Source organism: Actinacidiphila sp. bgisy144, assembly GCF_057708105.1.
Window position 1 is genome coordinate 38,319 of sequence record NZ_JBYIRM010000007.1, and the last position, 17,970, is coordinate 56,288.

18 protein-coding genes and 1 riboswitch are annotated in these 17,970 nt (G+C 73.0%); of the genes, 8 read left to right on the top strand and 10 right to left on the bottom strand.

Going from position 1 to position 17,970, the window contains the following annotated elements:
- Positions 1-48: 48 nt before the first annotated feature.
- Together AC3EVP_RS10415 and AC3EVP_RS10420 are read right to left on the bottom strand one after the other, a co-directional pair.
- Positions 49-357, bottom strand: coding sequence for a DUF4031 domain-containing protein (locus tag AC3EVP_RS10415; RefSeq protein WP_335970749.1), 309 nt, complete (start codon positions 355-357; stop codon positions 49-51).
- 7 nt (positions 358-364) lie between these two features.
- Complete coding sequence (locus tag AC3EVP_RS10420; protein ID WP_335970747.1) at positions 365-700, bottom strand: hypothetical protein; 336 nt, start codon at positions 698-700, stop codon at positions 365-367.
- A 129-nt stretch (positions 701-829) separates the two neighbouring features.
- Between AC3EVP_RS10420 and AC3EVP_RS10425 the strand changes: the two genes are divergently transcribed.
- The 3 genes from AC3EVP_RS10425 (at position 830) to AC3EVP_RS10435 (ending at position 3,365) form a co-directional block, all read left to right on the top strand.
- On the top strand, positions 830-1,798 hold the full coding sequence (locus AC3EVP_RS10425; RefSeq protein ID WP_335970745.1) for a MurR/RpiR family transcriptional regulator: 969 nt from the start codon (positions 830-832) through the stop codon (positions 1,796-1,798).
- 94 nt (positions 1,799-1,892) lie between these two features.
- Entirely contained in the window at positions 1,893-2,822 is a 930-nt protein-coding gene (gene murQ, locus AC3EVP_RS10430) for an N-acetylmuramic acid 6-phosphate etherase (RefSeq protein ID WP_435128336.1), read from the top strand.
- 48 nt (positions 2,823-2,870) lie between these two features.
- Entirely contained in the window at positions 2,871-3,365 is a 495-nt protein-coding gene (locus AC3EVP_RS10435) for a glutathione peroxidase (protein WP_335970742.1), read from the top strand.
- 99 nt (positions 3,366-3,464) lie between these two features.
- On the opposite strand, the gene groL is transcribed toward AC3EVP_RS10435, so the two are convergent.
- The 4 genes from groL to thrC all read right to left on the bottom strand — a co-directional run bounded on the left by groL (position 3,465) and on the right by thrC (position 7,747).
- Positions 3,465-5,090, bottom strand: a complete 1,626-nt coding sequence (gene groL / locus AC3EVP_RS10440) for a chaperonin GroEL (RefSeq protein ID WP_335970740.1) — start codon at positions 5,088-5,090, stop codon at positions 3,465-3,467.
- A gap of 351 nt (positions 5,091-5,441) precedes the next feature.
- The gene (locus tag AC3EVP_RS10445; RefSeq protein ID WP_009339379.1) at positions 5,442-5,645 is read right to left on the bottom strand and encodes a cold-shock protein; all 204 of its coding nucleotides are present in this window, start codon (positions 5,643-5,645) and stop codon (positions 5,442-5,444) included.
- A gap of 513 nt (positions 5,646-6,158) precedes the next feature.
- Positions 6,159-6,434, bottom strand: a complete 276-nt coding sequence (locus AC3EVP_RS10450) for a ubiquitin-like small modifier protein 1 (RefSeq protein ID WP_335970735.1) — start codon at positions 6,432-6,434, stop codon at positions 6,159-6,161.
- Positions 6,431-7,747 (bottom strand): threonine synthase, encoded by a 1,317-nt coding sequence (gene thrC, locus AC3EVP_RS10455; RefSeq protein ID WP_435128342.1) that lies wholly within the window; start codon positions 7,745-7,747, stop codon positions 6,431-6,433. The genes AC3EVP_RS10450 and thrC overlap by 4 nt, the downstream gene beginning before the upstream one ends.
- An 18-nt stretch (positions 7,748-7,765) precedes the next feature.
- Positions 7,766-7,897, bottom strand: a riboswitch (SAM riboswitch).
- Between the two features lie 182 nt (positions 7,898-8,079).
- Between thrC and AC3EVP_RS10460 the strand changes: the two genes are divergently transcribed.
- Positions 8,080-9,045: a glucosyl-3-phosphoglycerate synthase gene (locus tag AC3EVP_RS10460; protein WP_435128345.1), complete on the top strand. Its 966-nt coding sequence runs from the start codon at positions 8,080-8,082 to the stop codon at positions 9,043-9,045.
- Between the two features lie 82 nt (positions 9,046-9,127).
- A complete protein-coding gene (locus AC3EVP_RS10465; RefSeq protein WP_435128348.1) occupies positions 9,128-10,552 on the top strand; it encodes an alpha,alpha-trehalose-phosphate synthase (UDP-forming) in 1,425 nt (474 codons plus the stop codon).
- Positions 10,553-10,589: 37 nt separating this feature from the next.
- Here AC3EVP_RS10465 and otsB read toward each other — a convergent pair whose 3' ends face one another.
- The 3 genes from otsB to AC3EVP_RS10480 form a co-directional block, all read right to left on the bottom strand.
- Entirely contained in the window at positions 10,590-11,438 is an 849-nt protein-coding gene (otsB, locus tag AC3EVP_RS10470) for a trehalose-phosphatase (RefSeq protein WP_435128351.1), read from the bottom strand.
- Positions 11,439-11,501: 63 nt separating this feature from the next.
- Positions 11,502-11,801 carry a DUF3263 domain-containing protein gene (locus AC3EVP_RS10475; protein ID WP_435128355.1) on the bottom strand — a complete coding sequence of 100 codons (300 nt, stop codon included), beginning with the start codon at positions 11,799-11,801 and terminating at the stop codon, positions 11,502-11,504.
- A gap of 43 nt (positions 11,802-11,844) precedes the next feature.
- On the bottom strand, positions 11,845-13,086 hold the full coding sequence (locus AC3EVP_RS10480; protein WP_435128358.1) for an ABC transporter substrate-binding protein: 1,242 nt from the start codon (positions 13,084-13,086) through the stop codon (positions 11,845-11,847).
- Positions 13,087-13,458: 372 nt separating this feature from the next.
- On the opposite strand from AC3EVP_RS10480, the gene AC3EVP_RS10485 reads away from it, so the two are divergent.
- From AC3EVP_RS10485 to AC3EVP_RS10495, 3 genes are all read left to right on the top strand, one after another.
- Entirely contained in the window at positions 13,459-14,391 is a 933-nt protein-coding gene (locus tag AC3EVP_RS10485) for an ROK family protein (RefSeq protein ID WP_335970724.1), read from the top strand.
- Positions 14,391-15,605 (top strand): N-acetylglucosamine-6-phosphate deacetylase, encoded by a 1,215-nt coding sequence (nagA, locus tag AC3EVP_RS10490; RefSeq protein ID WP_335970722.1) that lies wholly within the window; start codon positions 14,391-14,393, stop codon positions 15,603-15,605. Before AC3EVP_RS10485 ends, nagA begins: the two co-directional genes overlap by 1 nt.
- A gap of 163 nt (positions 15,606-15,768) precedes the next feature.
- A complete protein-coding gene (locus AC3EVP_RS10495; RefSeq protein WP_335970720.1) occupies positions 15,769-16,704 on the top strand; it encodes a 1-phosphofructokinase family hexose kinase in 936 nt (311 codons plus the stop codon).
- A 70-nt stretch (positions 16,705-16,774) separates the two neighbouring features.
- On the opposite strand, the gene AC3EVP_RS10500 is transcribed toward AC3EVP_RS10495, so the two are convergent.
- The gene (locus tag AC3EVP_RS10500; protein WP_335970718.1) at positions 16,775-17,827 is read right to left on the bottom strand and encodes a carbohydrate-binding protein; all 1,053 of its coding nucleotides are present in this window, start codon (positions 17,825-17,827) and stop codon (positions 16,775-16,777) included.
- Positions 17,828-17,970: the final 143 nt, after the last annotated feature.

Below are 17,970 nucleotides of genomic sequence, written 5' to 3' on the forward strand. Positions count from 1 at the left end.
AGATAATTTGAGGAGCATACAAGCCCCCTGGTCCGGGAGCGGCGGACCTCAGCGGCCGGGCTCGGCGGGCACGCCGGGGGCCGGGCGCGGGCCGGGCGGGCGCGGCTTCCTGCGGCGCAGGCCCGCCGCCGTCAGCCGCCGCACCAGCTCCTTGCTGCCGACCTGGACGGCGCCGAGCCGCACCGCCGCCTCGTAACTGGCCGCGGGGATGTCGTAGTGGTCCCGGTCAAACGCCCGCTCGGGTGCGCCCAGCCGCCGGGCGAACCCGTGCAGCTCGTCGTAGGAGCGGTCGCTCACCAGGTGCGACCAGACCCGGCCGTGGCCCGGCCAGGTCGGCGGGTCGATGTACACGGTCATCCGCTCTTCACCCGCCCAGCGCGCCGACCGGGGCGACCGCCTCGCCGCGGGCCTCGCACACCCAGTGCGGGTCCGCGCCCAACTCGGGCTCCACCGCCAGCGCGTGCGGGTCGTCGCACCGCGGGCACAGCGGCCACCGGCCGCGGGTCTCCAGCAGCGCGTCCTGCATGTCCTGCGCCAGCAGGCCGGGTACGAACTCCGCGCCCTGCGGCCACTGCTCCAGCCACCAGCGGCGCTTGCTGAGCGCGGCCTCCAGCAGCGAGACCACCTCGGCGTCGGCGGCGTCACGGGCTCTGAGGTCGGCGAGGACGCGGGCGCGGGCGTCGTGGAGGACGGTTTCCATCGTTCCATTGTGCAACCGGTCCAGGCCCGCCCCGCCCGCCGCCGCGGGCCGACGACGGGCCCGCGACGGGCCGACACGGGGTCGACGCAGGGTTGACGCGGCCGCGGCGCCGAAAATACCTTTCAACAGGTGACCTACAGCGTGAAGGAAACTTTCTCCCCGAGCGTCCGCGCCCTTCGGGGCGTACCCGGCGCGCCCGCATCTGTCACGGCTCCCGATCCGGGGGCCCTCGCCGCGAAGGTCCGCACCCTCGCGCCGTCCATGACCCGCTCCATGCAGCGCGTCGCCGAGGCCGTCGCGAGCGACCCGGCCGGCTGCTCCCACCTCACCGTCACCGCCCTCGCGGTCCGCACCGGGACGAGCGAGGCCACCGTGGTGCGCACCGCGCGCCTGCTCGGCTACCCCGGCTACCGCGACCTGCGGCTGGCGCTCGCCGCGCTCGCCGCCCACCAGGCCACCGGCGCCGCCCCGGCGGTCACCGCCGACATCGCCGTCGACGACCCGCTCGGCGACGTGGTCACCAAGCTCGCGATGGAGGAGCAGCAGACCCTCGCCGACACCGCCTCCCAGCTCGACACCTCCCAACTGGAGGCAGCCGTCGTCGCGTTGGCCGCCGCCCGACGCACCGACATCTACGGCATCGCCGCCTCGGGACTGGTCGGCCAGGACCTGGCGCAGAAGCTGCTGCGGATCGGGCTGATCGCGCACGCCCACGCCGACCCGCACCTGGCGGTCACCAACGCCGTCCAACTGCGGCCCGGTGACGTGGCGTTGGCCATCACCCACTCCGGCACCACGCAGGACGTGATCGAGCCGCTGCGGGTCGCCTTCGACCGCGGCGCCACCACCATCGCGATCAGCGGCCGCGCCGACGGCCCGGTCACGCAGTACGCCGACGTGGTGCTCACCACCTCCTGCTCCCGGGAGAGCGAGCTGCGGCCGGCCGCGATGTCCAGCCGTACCAGTCAACTCCTCGTGGTGGACTGCCTGTTCATAGGCGTCGCGCAACGGACGTACGACGACGCCGCGCCCGCGCTGTCCGCCTCCTACGAAGCACTCGCCCACCGGCACACCCACCGCGCCCCGCGCCCCAGTTGACGGGCGGCGCCCGGCCACCCGTCCGACCGACCGACCGCCCCGCCTGCCCGCACGTCCTCGACGAGCCGACCCGAGAAGGATGAACGAGCCGCACATGACCGACCAGTACACCGCGCTGCGCCGGGAGTTGGACACCCTCACCACCGAGGCGTTCCGCCCCGAACTCGCCGAGATCGACCGGCGCTCCACCCTGGAGATCGCACGCCTCATGAACGGGGAGGACCTCACCGTGCCGGCCGCGGTCGCCGGGCAGCTCCCGCAGATCGCCACCGCCATCGACGGGATCGCCGCCCGGATGGGCCGCGGCGGCCGGCTGGTCTACGCCGGCGCGGGCACCGCCGGACGGCTCGGCGTGCTCGACGCCAGCGAGTGCCCGCCGACCTTCAACACCACGCCGGGACGCGAGGTGGTCGGTCTGATCGCGGGCGGCCCGGAGGCCATGGTCACCTCGGTCGAAGGAGCCGAGGACAGCAAGGAGCTGGCCGCGGCGGACCTGGACGCGCTGGCGCTGACCGAGGCCGACAGCGTGGTGGGGATCTCCGCGTCCGGCCGCACCCCGTACGCGATCGGCGCCGTGGAGTTCGCCCGGCGGGCCGGCGCGCTGACCGTCGGGCTGGCCTGCAACGCCGGCTCGCCGCTGGCCGCGGCGGCCGACCACGGCATCGAGGTCGTGGTGGGCCCCGAACTCGTGGTCGGCTCCACCCGGTTGAAGGCCGGCACCGCGCAGAAGCTCGTGCTCAACATGCTCTCGACGATCACGATGATCCGGCTCGGCAAGACCTACGGCAGCCTCATGGTGGACGTCCGCGCGTCCAACGAGAAGCTGCGGGCGCGCTCGCGGCGGATCGTCGCGCTGGCCACCGGGGCCGCCGACACCGCGATCGAGGAGGCGCTCAGCGCGACCGACGGCGAGGTGAAACCGGCGATCCTCACCCTCCTGGCGAAAGTGGACGCCGCCGAGGCGGCCAGCCTTCTCACCGCCTCCAACGGCCACCTGCGCAAGGCGCTCGACGCGGCGACCTGAAGCCGGTACCGGCCCCGGCGGGCTCCGGTCCGGGAGGATGATGGGGGCATGAGCGATCTCAATGAAGTGGCCGTGACCACGTTGGCGGGCGAGGCGAGCACCTTCGGGCAGTTGACCGGCGGCAGCGCCGCGCTGGTGGTCAACGTGGCGAGTCAGTGCGGGCTGACCCCGCAGTACAGCGCGCTGGAGGAGTTGCACAAGGAGCTGTCGGGACGGGGGTTCACCGTCGTCGGGTTCCCCTGCAACCAGTTCGGCGGCCAGGAGCCGGGGACGAGCGAGGAGATCGCGGAGTTCTGCTCCACGACCTACGGTGTGACCTTCCCGATGGCCGGCAAGATCGAGGTCAACGGCCCGGGCCGGCACGCGGTGTACGACGCGCTGACCGCCCGGGCGGACACCGCGGGCGAGGCGGGCGACGTGCAGTGGAACTTCGAGAAGTTCCTCGTGGACTCCTCGGGCCGGGTCGTCGGCCGCTTCCGCCCGGGTGTCACCCCGGACGACCCCGAGCTGCGCACCGCGATCGAGGCCGTGCTCGCGGGCTGACCCCGCCCGGGGGCACCGCGCCCGGACGCGACGGCGCCCCCTTCCCCGCGTGGGGAAGGGGGCGCCGTCGTGGTGCGAAGGACGCTGACCGCTTGAGGATCAGAAGTCCATGTCACCGCCGGGCATGCCACCCGGAGCGGCGGCAGCGGCCGCCTTCTCGGGCTTGTCGGCGATGACGGCCTCGGTGGTGAGGAAGAGCGCGGCGATGGAGGCCGCGTTCTGCAGCGCGGAGCGCGTCACCTTCGCCGGGTCGATGATGCCCTCGGCGACCAGGTCGACGTACTCGCCGCTCGCCGCGTTGAGGCCGTGGCCGGGGGTCAGGCTGCGCACCTTCTCCACCACGACACCGCCTTCGAGGCCGGCGTTGACCGCGATCTGCTTCAGCGGGGCCTCCAGGGCGATCTTGACGGCGGCAGCGCCGGTCGCCTCGTCACCCTCCAGCTCCAGCTTCTCGAAGACGGCGGTCGCCTGGAGCAGGGCCACGCCGCCACCGGCGACGATGCCCTCCTCGACGGCGGCCTTGGCGTTGCGCACCGCGTCCTCGATGCGGTGCTTGCGCTCCTTGAGCTCGACCTCGGTGGCGGCACCGGCCTTGATGACGGCCACGCCGCCGGCCAGCTTCGCCAGGCGCTCCTGGAGCTTCTCGCGGTCGTAGTCCGAGTCGCTGTTCTCGATCTCGGCGCGGATCTGGTTGACCCGGCCGCCGACCTGCTCGCTGTCGCCGGCACCGTCGACGATGGTGGTCTCGTCCTTGGTGATGACGACCTTGCGGGCGCGGCCCAGCAGGTCCAGGCCCGCGTTCTCCAGCTTGAGGCCGACCTCTTCGGAGATGACGGTGCCACCGGTGAGGATGGCGATGTCGCCGAGCATGGCCTTGCGGCGGTCACCGAAGCCCGGAGCCTTGACGGCGACGGACTTGAAGGTGCCGCGGATCTTGTTGACCACCAGGGTCGACAGGGCCTCGCCCTCGACGTCCTCGGCGATGATCAGCAGCGGCTTGCCGGACTGCATGACCTTCTCCAGCAGCGGGAGCAGGTCCTTCACCGCGGAGATCTTGGAGTTGACGATCAGGATGTAGGGGTCGTCGAGCGACGCCTCCATCCGCTCCAGGTCGGTGGCGAAGTAGGCGGAGATGAAGCCCTTGTCGAAGCGCATGCCCTCGGTGAGCTCGAGCTCGAGCCCGAAGGTCTGCGACTCCTCGACGGTGATGACGCCTTCCTTGCCGACCTTGTCCATGGCCTCGGCGATCAGCTCGCCGATCTGGGTGTCGGCGGCGGAGATGGAGGCGGTGGAGGCGATCTGCTCCTTGGTCTCCACGTCCTTCGCCTGCTCCAGCAGCGCGGCGGAGACGGCCTCGACGGCCTTCTCGATGCCCCGCTTGAGGGCCATCGGGTTGGCGCCGGCGGCTACGTTGCGCAGACCCTCCTTGACCAGGGCCTGGGCCAGGACGGTCGCGGTCGTCGTGCCGTCACCGGCGACGTCGTCGGTCTTCTTCGCGACTTCCTTGACCAGCTCGGCGCCGATCTTCTCGTACGGGTCCTCGAGCTCGATCTCCTTGGCGATGGACACACCATCGTTGGTGATCGTGGGAGCGCCCCACTTCTTCTCGAGGACCACGTTGCGGCCCTTGGGGCCGAGGGTGACCTTGACGGCGTCGGCGAGCTGGTTCATCCCGCGCTCAAGGCCGCGCCGTGCCTCCTCGTCGAACGCGATGATCTTGGCCATGGTGAAGTGTCCTCCGCGGACTGGGTTGTTTGCGCTCGGGACCGTGTGGTGCCCGCGACGGACGGCCCGCCGGCCGCCGGTTCCTTCCCGACGTCCGCACGGCCCTCACCGACCCGGCCCTGCTGTCACTCTCACGTGGAGAGTGCTAACGCCAATGATTAGCACTCACCCCCTGCGAGTGCAAGCGGTTCGCCCCGGGGGCCGAGCCGCGTACAGGGTCGCCCCCCGCCCGGCGGCGCCCGCAAGACGCCCGCTGGGCACCCGCAGGACGCACAGGAGCCGCCTCCCGCGGACGGGGGGCGGCTCCTGCGTACTGCCGAGGTCGCGTCGATGGTCGAACGCGCCGTGAAGTCAGCCGGCGAGGCGGACCATGTCCGCCTGCGGCCCCTTCTGACCCTGCGAGATCTCGAACTCGACCCGCTGGCCTTCTTCGAGGGTGCGGTACCCGTCCATCTGGATCGCGCTGTAGTGGACGAAGACATCCGCACCACCGTCGACCGCGATGAAGCCGTAGCCCTTCTCCGCGTTGAACCACTTGACGGTGCCCTGAGCCATCCCTAACTCCCCTATTGCTGGCCCTATCGCGGCCCCGCACTTCGCGGGCCCGGGTCAGACCTCACCCGCCCGCGGAACCCGTGCCTTTGACAGGTGGGAACCCTGGGGGGCGTGCGCCGGAACGCGTCGACCGCGGCTGAATGTATCTGCACGGATGCCGTCTGCAACAGGTCAATCGGACGAGAATTCTGGGCGCGACCCATCGGAAATCGCCTGAGAAATAACGATAAGGCAGGGCAAGCCGGGCCGGACATAGCGGACGAAAAGGAGAATTCGCTCGTGAATTTGGCGATAAATCGCCGTGGCCGCGCCACACCTGGGGTCCATGCCACGGGATTGCCTACGGCAACTGTACAACTCTTCAACTACCGCTTCGGCACACGCATGCCCCGCTCACCCGAAGGGGTGAACGGGGCACAAACCGCCCGAATCCGGAACCGCCGCCCAACTCCCGTTGGGCGGCGGCCGGTTCACTCGGCGACCGGCGGGCAGATCCGGTGGCCGGCCGGAGGTTCAGCCGCCTGCGACCGCGGGAATGATCGAGACACTCGCGCCGTCCGGCACGACCGTCTCGAGCCCCTGGGAAAACCGCACGTCGTCGTCGTTGACATACACGTTCACAAAGCGGCGCAGCTTTCCCGCGTCGTCGAGCACGCGCGCCGAAATTCCCTTGTGATCGCGCTCCAGGGAGTCGATCACTTCGGCGAGGGTGGCACCCTCGGCCGGCACCTCGGCCTGGCCGCCGGTGTAGGTGCGGAGAATGGTGGGGATACGTACGGAAGCACTCATGCGAGGCCAGCCTCTCGGAATGCGGCAAGGGTCGGGCGGATGGTCGCGGTCGGCCCGGTGGTCGGCGCCACCGCGTCCAGGGTCTTCAGTCCGTCGCCGGTGTTGAGCACGACGGTCTCGGTGGCCGGGTCGAGCTGCCCGGACTCGATCAGCTTCTTCAGCACACCGACGGTCACCCCGCCCGCGGTCTCCGCGAAGATGCCCTCGGTCCGCGCCAGCAGCTTGATCGCGTCCACGATCTGCGCGTCGTCCACGTCCTCGACGGCCCCGCCGGTGCGCCGGGCGATGTCCAGCACGTACGGGCCGTCCGCGGGGTTGCCGATCGCCAGCGACTTGGCGATGGTGTCGGGCTTCACCGGCCGTACGACGTCGTGCCCGGCCTTGAAGGCCGTCGACACCGGGGAGCACCCCTCGGCCTGGGCGCCGAAGATCTTGTACGGCTTCTCCTCGACCAGGCCGAGCGCGATCAGCTCCTTGAGGCCCTTGTCGATCTTGGTGAGCTGGGAGCCGGACGCGATCGGGATGACCAGGTTGTCCGGCAGCCGCCAGCCGAGCTGCTCGGCGATCTCGTAGGCGAGCGTCTTGGAGCCCTCGCCGTAGTACGGGCGCAGGTTGACGTTGACGAAGCCCCAGCCCTCGCCGATCGGGTCGCCGATCAGTTCCGAGCAGAAGCGGTTCACGTCGTCGTAGCTGCCCTCGATGCCGACGAGTTCGCCGCCGTAGACCGCGGCCATCACGACCTTGCCGGCCTCCAGGTCGTGCGGGATGAAGACGCAGGAGCGCAGGCCCGCCCGGGAGGCGGCGGCGCCGACGGCGCCGGCCAGGTTGCCGGTGGAGGAGCAGGACAGCGTGGTGAGGCCGAAGGTGCGGGCGGCCTCCAGCGCGATCGCGACCACCCGGTCCTTGAAGGAGTGGGTGGGGTTGCCGGAGTCGTCCTTGACGTGCAGGCCGCCGGTGATGCCCAGTTCGCGGGCGAGGTTGTCGGCCTTGACGAGCTTGGTCCAGCCCGGGTTCAGGTTGGGCTTGTCGGCGACGTCGGCGGGCACCGGCAGCAGCGGGGCGTAGCGCCAGATGTTGGTCGGGCCGGCCTCGATCCGGGCGCGCAGCGCCTCGGGGTCACCGGTCGGCAGGTCGTAGGCCACTTCCAGTGGCCCGAAACACTCCAGGCACGCGAAGACCGGGCTCAGCGGGTAGCGGGTGCCGCACTCCCGGCAGGACAGCGCGGCGGCCGGGCCGAACGGTGCGGGGGCGGCGTCGGCACCCTGGGTGCCGGCAGCGGAGTCGGTGGTGCTTGCGACGGTTTGCGCAGCCATGACAGGCGAGGCCCTTTCTCCTCATCTTCCTCGCACGCGGGCGCGTCACGAGACGGAATTGGCACCTTCCCCACCGTGCGTGACCTCGCGGTCGGCGGGAGGGTTGCCGGGGCTTCTACGGGCCGTTCCCTCTGCCCCTCTGGATGAGCGGTATGGCGACCGGGTCGGTACGGACCGGGCCCGTCGCGTTTGTGCGCGTCACGCCCCCGGCATGCGGTGGCGTCACGCGTTGTTCAAGACTGTAACCGACACAGGTGACGGTTGAGGTAGCCGTCCGCACCGCGAGATGGATCACATGCCCGGTCCGGGGCGTGCCGAGGGAGAGGACTCACGTGCTCGACGAGGTGGAGCGCTGGCTGCGCCGCCGGTCCTGGTCGGCCGCCCAGCGGCCGCTTGACCTGCTGCTCGCCGCCAAGCGCGCGGCCGGCGACCGGGGCACGGTCAGCGTGGTGCTGCCGGCGCTGGACGAGGAGGCGACCGTCGGCGCGATCGTGGCGGCGATCCGCCGCGACCTGATGTCCGCCGCGGCGCCGCTGGTGGACGAGGTGGTCGTGGTCGACTCCGGCTCCACCGACCGCACGGCCGCGGTCGCCGCCGGGGCCGGGGCCCGCGTGGTCGGGCGGGACGCGATCCTGCCCCGGCTGCCGGCCCTGCCCGGCAAGGGCGAGGTGCTGTGGCGGTCGCTGCTGGTCACCCGCGGCGAGATCGTCTGCTTCGTCGACGCCGACCTGCGGGAGTTCGACGCCCGTTTCGTCTCCGGGATCGTCGGGCCGCTGCTCACCGACCCCGCTGTGCAGCTGGTCAAGGCGATGTACGACCGCCCGCTGGAGACCGGCGGCACCGTGGTGCCCGCCGGCGGCGGCCGGGTCACCGAACTCGTCGCCCGCCCGCTGCTCAACCTGCACTGGCCGCAGCTGGCCGGCTTCGTCCAGCCGCTCGGCGGGGAGTACGCCGCCCGCCGCTCGCTGCTGGAGCGGCTGCCCTTCCCGGTCGGCTACGGCGTCGAACTCGGCATGCTGATCGACGCGTTGGGGCTCGTCGGGCTCGACGGGCTCGGGCAGGTCGACGTCGGGGTGCGGCACCACCGGCACCAGGACGGCCAGGCGCTCGGGCGGATGGCCGCCGCGATCTACCGCACCGCCCAGGTCCGGCTCGCCCGCGGCCAGCTGGTCCGCCCGCACCTCACGCAGTTCGGCCGCGCCGGCTCCGCCTTCGTACCGCGCACCCACCCGGTCGACACCGAGGAGCGCCCGCCGATGGCCGACCTGCCGGAGTACCTCGCCCGCAAGGCGGCGTAGGCGCGGCGCCGGGGGCCACCGCCGCGGGCAAAGAGTGCCGCCGGCACGTTTGAGCTGCGCGGCAACCGGCAAAGCTGCGGGCATGGAGGGATCTTCGCAGGGTGCCCGGATTCTGGTCGCGTCGAACCGCGGCCCGGTGTCGTACACCGTGGAGGGCGACGGCAGCCTGGGGAGCCGCAGGGGCGGCGGCGGGGTCGTCTCCGGGCTGAGCGCGATCGGCCCGGACGCGGGTGCCGTGTGGGTGTGCGCGGCGCTGTCGGACGGCGACCGGGAGGCGGTGCGCCGCGGGGTCGCCGAGCCCGGGGTGCGGATGCTCGCGATCCCCCCGGAGGTCTTCCACGCGGCGTACAACGACATCGCGAACTCGGTGCTGTGGTTCGTGCACCACCTGCTCTACCAGACGCCCTTCGAGCCGCTCTTCGACGAGGAGTTCCACGGCCGCTGGGCCGCCTACGAGGCGTACAACGAGGCGTTCGCCGACGCGCTCGCCCAGGAGGCGGCCGAGGGCGCCGCCGTCCTCGTGCAGGACTACCACCTCGCGCTGGTGCCCGCGCTGCTCCGTGAGCGCCGCCCCGACCTGCGGATCGGCCACTTCTCGCACACCCCGTGGGCCCCGCCGGACTACTTCCGCCTGCTGCCCGACGACGTGGCCGCGCGCCTGCTCACCGGCATCCTCGGCGCCGACCGGGCCGGGTTCCTCACCCACCGCTGGGCCGCCGCCTTCGCCGCGTGCTGTGCCGACGTGCTCGGCGCGGAGGTGGCCGCGGACGGCGGCTCGGTGACGTACCTGGGCCGCACCACCCGGCTCGGCGTGCACGGTCTGGGCGCCGACGCGGAGTTCCTGCGCGAGCGCGCCCGGCGGCCCGACGTGGACGAGCGGATGGCGGCGCTGCGGGCCGAGGCGGGTCCCGGCCGGCGGCTGATCGTGCGGGTGGACCGCACCGAGCTGTCGAAGAACATCGTGCGCGGGCTGTACGCCTACCGGCGGCTGCTGGTGGAGCACCCCGGCTGGCGCGAGCGCGTGGTCCATGTCGCGTTCGCCTACCCCTCGCGGCAGGACCTGGCGAGCTACCGGGAGTACACCGAGGAGGTCTCCCGGGTGGCCGCGGCGGTCAACGAGGAGTTCGGCACCGCGGGCTGGACGCCGGTCATCCTCAAGGTCGACGACGACTTCGCCCGCTCCCTGGCGGCGTACCGGCTGGCCGACGTGGCGCTGGTCAACCCGATCCGGGACGGGATGAACCTGGTCGCCAAGGAGGTGCCGGTCGTCTCCGACCAGGGGGTGGCGCTGGTGCTGTCCCGTGAGGCGGGCGCCTTCGAGGAGCTGGGCGACGACTCCTTCGTGGTCAATCCGTACGACATCCGCGCGACCGCCGTCGCCCTCAACGAAGCGCTGACGCTCCCCGAGGCCGAACGCGCCGACCGTTCCAAGCGGCTTGCCGCGGCAGCCACCGCGCTGCCGCCCAGCCGCTGGTTCCTCGACCAGCTCCAGGCAATCGGCGGCTGACCGCTTTTCGTTCCGCGGGCGCCCTGGTGGGGGCCGGTCAGCCGAGTTGGTCGGCCAGGTGTTCCAGCAGGTGGACGACGCCTGCCGGGCCCGCCACGGTCAGGTCGGCTCGCGCCAGCAGCTCCGCGGGGGTCTCCTCGGCGCCCGCGCTGGCCACCAGCAGGCCCGGCGTGCCCTGGGCGCGCAGCTCTCCGACGGCGGCGTACGCGGCGAGGTCGCCGAGGTCGTCGCCCGCGTAGAGCACGCTGCCCGCGCCGGTCTCGCGCAGGAAGCCGGTGAGCGCCACCCCCTTGTCGACACCGGGTGGCCGCAGCTCCAGGACGTAGCGGCCGGGCTCGACCACCAGGCCGTGCCGCGCGGCGAGTTCGGCCAGCGGCGCGCGCAGCGCCTCGAACGCGGCGTCGGGGTCCTCGGTGCGGCGGGTGTGCACGGCGACCGCGCGGCCGCCCTTGTCCTCGATCCACAGGCCCGGCCACTCCCCCACCTCGGCGAGGAAGCCGGGTAGTTCGGCGCGCACCGCGGTGACCCCTTCGGGCGCGGGCGGCGCGTGCACCTCGCCGCCGCGGGCGTCCCAGCGCTCGGCGCCGTAGTGGCCGAGGACCACGAGGTGCTCCAGTCCCGGCACCCCGGCGAAGCCGCCGTACCGCACGGCCACGTCGGCCGGGCGGCCGGTGAGGATGACGGCAGCCGCCAGGTGCGGGGCCAGCCGCGCCAGCGCGCCGGCCGCCCCCGGGTGCGCCCGGGCCTGCTCCGGGTCCGCCACGATCGGGGCGAGGGTGCCGTCGAAGTCCAGGGCGACCACCGCGCGGCCCGGCTCGGCGAGCAATGCGGTCAGGCCCGCCCGGCCCTCGGCGGTCCGTGGGGTGAAGGTCTCCGCAGCAGCCATGCCCCGAGCCTAGCGGCCCGGCGGTTTCACGCGGCTGCTCGGGCGGGGAGAGCCGGGCCCGCGTCAGCGGTTCTCGGCGTGCCGCTGCCGGGTGCGGCGCCAGCGGTTGACGGTGGCCGGGGCGGCGCGCAGCGCGCGGGGGTCGTCCAGGAGGGCGTTGAGCAGCTGGAAGAAGGCCGTCGGGGAGATGCCGAGCCGCTCCCGGATCGCCCGGTCGCGCGGGCCGGGCCCGCTCCAGCTCCGCCCGGCCAGCTCCAGCACCGCCAGGTCCCGCGCGGACAGCTCAGCGCCCGCCGCATCCGCAGCGCCCACCGCATCCGCGGCCCCCGCCGCGCCCGTCTCCTGCGCCTCGCCCTCGGCCACTGTGCCGCCCCTCGCCTGCTGACCCGCCCGCCCGGCCGCTCCGCTACTCCGACTCGGAGGTGAGCCCCTGCCCGTCCTGCGTCTCCGCGTAGTTCTGCAACTGCGACAGTACGGTCTTCGGGTCGCCGTGCACCGCGCTGCCGATGACCTTCTTCATCCGGTCGTTCACCTTCGTCCAGGAGGTCTTGTCGACCGGGTAGAAGACGGCGTCCGGCAGCAGGTCGAGGAACTGCACCAGGTCGGCGTCGCGCTTCTCGCCCTGCATGACCTGGGAGGCGCTGGTGGTCACCGGCAGCAGGCCGTACTCGTCGAGGAACTTGACGGTGTTCTTGGTCTGGTAGACGTACTGGAGGAAGGCGCGGTCGGCGTCGAGGGAACCTTTCTTCTTGAAGGCCATCGCCCAGTCGGCGACGCCGAGGGTGTCGGCGTTCGGGCCGTCCTTGCCGGGCAGCGCGGCCACCCCGACGTCGATGCCGTGCGCGCGGGCCTGCGCCAGCAGTGTCGGGTGGCCGTTGATCATGCCCGCCTTGCCGGCCAGGAAGTCGTCGAAGACCTCCTGCCGGTTGGTCTTGGCGGGGTCCTTCGAGCCGACCAGCTTCGCGTCCACCAGGTTCTTCTTGACCCAGGTGAGGGCTTCGACGTTCTCGGCGGAGTCGAAGGTGTAGTTGTCGACGGAGTCGCTGATGCCGCCGCTGGCGCCGAGCATCCACATCAGGGACTCCGCCTGCGACTCCTCCGGGCCGAGCGGCAGGCCGTAGGGGACCTTGACGCCGTTCTCCTTGAGCAGCTTCGCGTCGGCGGCCAGGTCGGCCCAGGTCTTCGGCGCCTGGTCGATGCCCGCCTGCTTGAACAGGCCCTTGTTGTAGAAGAACATCCGCGAACTGGACGCCCACGGCAGGCCGTACTGGGTGTGGGCGACCGATCCGGCCTGGGCGAGCGAGGAGATGAAGTCGGCCTGCTGGCTGACCGTGAAGAGCTGGTCGGCGCTGTACAGCTGGCCCTTGGCGGCGTAGTCGGCGTACGAGCCCATCTGCGCGATGTCCGGCGGGTTGCCGGCCTTGACCATGGCGGCGACCTTGTCGTCCACGTCGGTCCAGCTCAGCACCTGCACGTCGACCTTGATGTGCGGGTTCTGCTTCTCGAAGCCGCGCACCATGTCGTTCCAGTACACGAGCGAGCTGTTGTCGGTCTTCGCGTCGCCGTAGTCGGCGGCCACCAGGTGCAGCGTCACGTCCTTGCCCTGCGCCGTGCCACCACCGCAGGCGCTGACCCCGGTCAGGGCCAACGCGGAAGTGAGACCGGCCGCGAGGCCGAGAAGTCGTCGCCGCTGCACTGTTCCTACCACCCTTGGGACTTCGAAAGACCGGAAAGACTCGGGCCGCGGCGCCTTCGCCGGCGGGGGCCGCCGCGAGCGGCCGGCCGGGCCACCGCGAAAGTGCCGAGTCTTCCGCATATCTTCAGCCAAGGTCTACACCATGGGTGACAACGTTTTGACGGCGGGCCCCGGGCCAACCCCGCGCCGGCCACGCTCCGCCCCCGCGCCGACCCGGCACCGGCCCCGCGCCGACCGCATTGCCGGCCCGTGACTTTCGGGAGAATCGATCTTCCCGGCCGAGTGGACTAGACCTCTAGCGGGGTGAGAAGCGAGACTGGGCCCGTGAGACATGTCATCGCCCTCGACGTCGGCGGCACCGGGATGAAGGCGGCGCTGGTCGCCGCGGACGGCACGCTGCTGCACCAGGACCGCCGCCCGACCGGCCGTGAGCGCGGCCCGCAGGCCGTGGTGGAAGCGATCCTCGACTTCGCCGCGGACCTGCGCGCGCACGGCCGCGCCAGCTACGGGCAGAGCGCCGCGGCCGCGGGCGTGGTGGTGCCCGGCATCGTGGATGCCGAGGCGGGCGTCGCCGTCTACGCCGCCAACCTCGGCTGGCAGGACCTGCCGTTGCGCGACCTGCTCTCGAAGCGGCTGGACGGCGTACCCGTGGCGCTCGACCACGACGTGCGCGCCGGCGGCCTCGCCGAGGGCCGGATCGGCGCGGGCGACGGCGCCGACCGCTTCCTGTTCCTGCCGCTGGGCACCGGCATCGCCGGCGCCATCGGCATCGAGGGCCGGATAGAGGCCGGCGCGCACGGCTACGCCGGTGAGATCGGCCACATCGTGGTCCGGCCCGGCGGCCGGGAGTGCGGCTGCGGGCAGCGTGGCTGCCTGGAGGCGTACGCGTCCGCGGGCGCGGTCTCCCGCACTTGGGCGGCCGCCAGCGGCGACCCGGCCGCGGACGCCGCCGCCTGCGCGCAGGCCGTCGACGCCGGCGACCCGGCGGCGGCTGCGGTCTGGCAGGAGGCCGTCGACGCGCTGGCCGACGGCCTGGTCACCGGGCTGACCCTGCTCGACCCGCGGGTGCTGATCGTCGGCGGCGGCCTCGCCGAGTCCGGCGACACCCTCTTCGGCCCGTTGCGGGCGGCCGTCGAGGCGCGCGTCACCTTCCAGAAACTCCCGCTCATCGTCCCCGCCGCGCTGGGTGACACCGCCGGCTGCCTGGGCGCGGGCCTTCTCGCCTGGGACCTGATCTCCGTGGAGGTATCCGCCTGATGGCCCCCGAAACGACATCGCGGCCCACGACCGGGCGCACCGTCCTGGCGGGCGCCCGCGTGGTGCTGCCGTCCGGCGTGGTGGAGGCCGGCCGGATCACCGTGGACGGCGCCCGGATCGCCGCCGACGAGCCGGCCGAGGCCGCCACCCACGACCTGGCCGGGCGCGGCTGGACGGTCGTCCCGGGCTTCGTGGACCTGCACAACCACGGCGGCGGCGGCGCGTCCTTCACCTCGGGCACCGCCGAGGACGTGCTCACCGCCGTGCGCACGCACCGCGCGCACGGCACCACCACCCTGGTCGCCTCCACCGTCACCGAGAACCTCGACACGCTGGCCCGGCAGGCCGCGCTGCTCTCCGAGCTGGTCGAGCAGGGCGACCTGGCCGGCATCCACTACGAGGGCCCGTTCATCTCGCCGTGCCGCAAGGGCGCCCATGACGAGACGCTGCTGCGCGACCCCGACCCGGCGACGGTGCGCAAGCTCGTCGAGGCGGCCCGCGGCGCCGCGCGCATGGTGACGCTCGCCACCGAACTGCCCGGCGGCGTCGAGTCGGTGCGGCTGCTCGCCGACCTCGGGGTGATCGCCGCGATCGGCCACACCGACGCCGGGTACGAGCAGACCCGGCAGGCGATCGACGCGGGCGCCACGGTGGCGACCCACCTGTTCAACGCGATGCCGCCGCTCCTGCACCGCGAGCCCGGCCCGATCGCGGCGCTGCTGGAGGACGAGCGGGTCACCGTCGAGCTGATCAACGACGGCACCCACCTGCACCCGTCGGTGCTCGAACTCGCCTTCGGCAGCGCGGGCGCGGACCGGGTGGCGTTCATCACCGACGCGATGGACGCGGCCGGCTTCGGCGACGGCCTGTACGACCTGGGGCCCTTGAAGGTGCAGGTGCTGGACGGGGTGGCGCGGCTGGTGGAGGGCGACTCCATCGCCGGGTCGACGCTGACGCTGGACACCGCCTTCAAGCGCGCGGTCACCGTGGACGGGCTGGCGCTGCCCGACGTGGTGCGGGCGATCTCGGCCAACCCGGCCCGGCTGCTGGGCCGGTCGGACCGGATCGGTTCGCTGGCGCCGGGGAAGGACGCGGACCTGGTGGTGCTGGACGCGGCGTACGACGTGGTCGGTGTGATGCGCAAGGGCGAGTGGGTCGTCGCGCTGCCGCTGGACGACACCGCGCCCGCCGCCGCGGCCGCCGAGCTGTCCTGATGGCGTACGGCCCCCGGTCCGGCCCGGCCGCGCGCACTACCGTCGGTAACGGCGTGCGCGCGGCCGCCCGTACGCCCGCCGGGGACCCCCTGGTCGGCAACTTCTGCGGAAAAGCGGCCCTCCCGCTCTGGGCCGACCGCCGTCCGTTTGCCAAAATCAACAGGTGATCATCACCGTCACGCTCAACAGCGCCCTGGATGTGACCTACCGGGTCCCGTCGCTGATACCGCACGCCACCCACCGGGTGACGGAGACGGTGGAGCGGCCGGGCGGCAAGGGTCTGAACGTCGCCCGCGTACTGGCCGCGCTCGGCCACCGCGCCACCGTCACCGGCTTCGTCGGCGGCCCGGCCGGTGCGGAGTTGCGCCGCGGCCTGGCCGAGGTGCCGTACGCGGACCGGCTCACCGACGCCCTGGTGCCGGTGGCCGGCGCCACCCGGCGCACGGTCGGCGTGGTGGACGCGGCCACCGGGGACACCACGATGTTCAACGAGCCGGGGCCGACCGTGGACGCCGCCGAGTGGGCGTCCTTCCTCGACGTCTACCGCGAGCTGCTGGCCGGCCCCGACGCCGAGGCGGTCGCGCTGTGCGGGAGCCTGCCACCGGGGCTGCCGGTCGGCGCGTACGCGGAGCTGGTCCGCGAGGCGCGCGCCGCGGGCGTCTATGTGCTGCTCGACACCAGCGGGGAGCCGCTGCGTCGCGGGCTGGCCGCCCGCCCGGACCTGATCAAGCCCAACGCGGGTGAGCTGACCGGGCTGACCGGCTTCTCCGAGCCCGCCCGCGCGGCCCACGACGCCCGGCGGCGCGGCGCCCGCGGGGTGGCCGCGTCGCTCGGCGCCGACGGGATGCTCGCGGTCACCGAGGAGGGCGCGTGGCGGGCGCTGCCGCCGGGCCGGCTGGCGGGCAACCCCACCGGCGCGGGCGACTCGGCGGTCGCCGGGCTGCTCTCCGGGCAGGTGGAGGGGCTTGCCTGGCCGCAGCGGCTGGCCCGGGCGGTCGCGCTGTCGGCGGCCACGGTGCTCGCCCCGGCCGCCGGGGAGTACGACCGGGCCGGCTACGACGAGCTGCTCCCGAAGGTGGAGGTCACCCCGGCCGGGTGAGCCGGGGTGGTTCGGCGCGAGGCGTTCGGCCGGGGGCCTTCGGCCGGGGCGTTCGGCCGGGGCGCGCCGCCTACTTCGTGACCTGGCCCTCCTTGAGCCACACCTGGTCGAGGTTGACGCCGCAGTTGGTGTCGTCCGGGGTGCAGGACATCGTCAGGACGTTGGCGCCCTTCTTGAGGTCCACGTAGTTGAAGGTCGTCATGTTCCACGCCTTCGCCCAGTCCGTGGCGTTGCCGTAGTTCTTCAGGTTCACCCCGCCGCTGCGGGCCTCGCCGTTGACACCGAGGGTCAAGGTGGCGTCGGAGCCGGCGTTGGCGTAGCTGACGAAGAACGTGTACTTGTCGTCCTTCGGCACGACCACCGTCCAGGACACGGTGGCGCCCTGGTTGGCCATGCTGTCGACGTAGGTGCCGCCCGCCGCGTTCGCGCCCGGGTGCTCGGTGCTGGTGGCGGCGCCGCCGCTGAGCTGGAGCGTGGACGCGTCGACCTTCTTGGAGTCGAACGTCGTCGGGCTCGCGGACGGCGAGGCGGACTGGGTGGGCGCGCTGCTGGTGGTGACCGCGCCGGTCGGCTTGTCGTCCGCCTGCTTCTTGTCGTCGCCCGAGCTGTTGGTCATCGCGAAGGCGATGCCGATCGCCACGGCGGCGACCACGGCGACGGCCGCGATCAGCAGCCCTCGGCGGTTGGGGGCGCCGCCCCCGTCCGGGCCGCCGGGACCGCCCCTGCGGCCCCCGGGCGGGGCCTGCTGCGGGTCGTACGGCCCCGGGCCGGGCGGCTGCGCGTGGCCGCCGCCCTGCGCCTGCGGGTACTGCGCGGTCGGGCCGGCGTACTGCCCGGCGTACTGCTGCTGGCCCTGGTCGTAGCCGTACGGCGCCTGCGGCGGGTAGCCGTAACCGCCGCCGCCCTGCTGCTGGGGCGGGGCCTGCGGCGGGTAGCCGTAGCCGCCCGTGGCCGGGCGGCGCTCACCGACCCGCTGCACCTGGTGGTAGGAGGTGCGGGGCACGCCCGGCTGCCCGGGTGCCGGCTGGCCGCCGGCCGGGTCCGGCTGCTCGCCGCCCTCCGACCGGTAGAGATACGCGAACGGGTCGTCGTTCTCCGGCGTGCCGTCGTTTCCGGCAGTCATCCGCTGTCCACTCCCTCGACTGTGGTATGCCAGGCACCTTACCGGCCTCGGACGACACACCTCCCATGCTCTTCGACGTGTGGACGGGTCGGTAAGGTTCCGATGTGAGCAGCGCCACCGATTCCGGCCGCCCGGCGACCGGC

Excerpts from the sequence above, each read along its gene's own strand:
- AC3EVP_RS10445 (WP_009339379.1), bottom strand. The coding sequence starts at position 5,645 with ATGGCTCAGGGCACCGTCAAGTGGTTCAACGCGGAGAAGGGCTACGGC.
- nagA (WP_335970722.1), top strand. The coding sequence starts at position 14,391 with ATGGCCCCCGAAACGACATCGCGGCCCACGACCGGGCGCACCGTCCTG.
- thrC (WP_435128342.1), bottom strand. The coding sequence starts at position 7,747 with ATGGCTGCGCAAACCGTCGCAAGCACCACCGACTCCGCTGCCGGCACC.
- AC3EVP_RS10415 (WP_335970749.1), bottom strand. The coding sequence starts at position 357 with ATGACCGTGTACATCGACCCGCCGACCTGGCCGGGCCACGGCCGGGTC.
- otsB (WP_435128351.1), bottom strand. The coding sequence starts at position 11,438 with ATGGCTGCTGCGGAGACCTTCACCCCACGGACCGCCGAGGGCCGGGCG.
- murQ (WP_435128336.1), top strand. The coding sequence starts at position 1,893 with ATGACCGACCAGTACACCGCGCTGCGCCGGGAGTTGGACACCCTCACC.
- AC3EVP_RS10500 (WP_335970718.1), bottom strand. The coding sequence starts at position 17,827 with ATGACTGCCGGAAACGACGGCACGCCGGAGAACGACGACCCGTTCGCG.
- AC3EVP_RS10435 (WP_335970742.1), top strand. The coding sequence starts at position 2,871 with ATGAGCGATCTCAATGAAGTGGCCGTGACCACGTTGGCGGGCGAGGCG.
- AC3EVP_RS10420 (WP_335970747.1), bottom strand. The coding sequence starts at position 700 with ATGGAAACCGTCCTCCACGACGCCCGCGCCCGCGTCCTCGCCGACCTC.
- AC3EVP_RS10465 (WP_435128348.1), top strand. The coding sequence starts at position 9,128 with ATGGAGGGATCTTCGCAGGGTGCCCGGATTCTGGTCGCGTCGAACCGC.
- groL (WP_335970740.1), bottom strand. The coding sequence starts at position 5,090 with ATGGCCAAGATCATCGCGTTCGACGAGGAGGCACGGCGCGGCCTTGAG.
- AC3EVP_RS10450 (WP_335970735.1), bottom strand. The coding sequence starts at position 6,434 with ATGAGTGCTTCCGTACGTATCCCCACCATTCTCCGCACCTACACCGGC.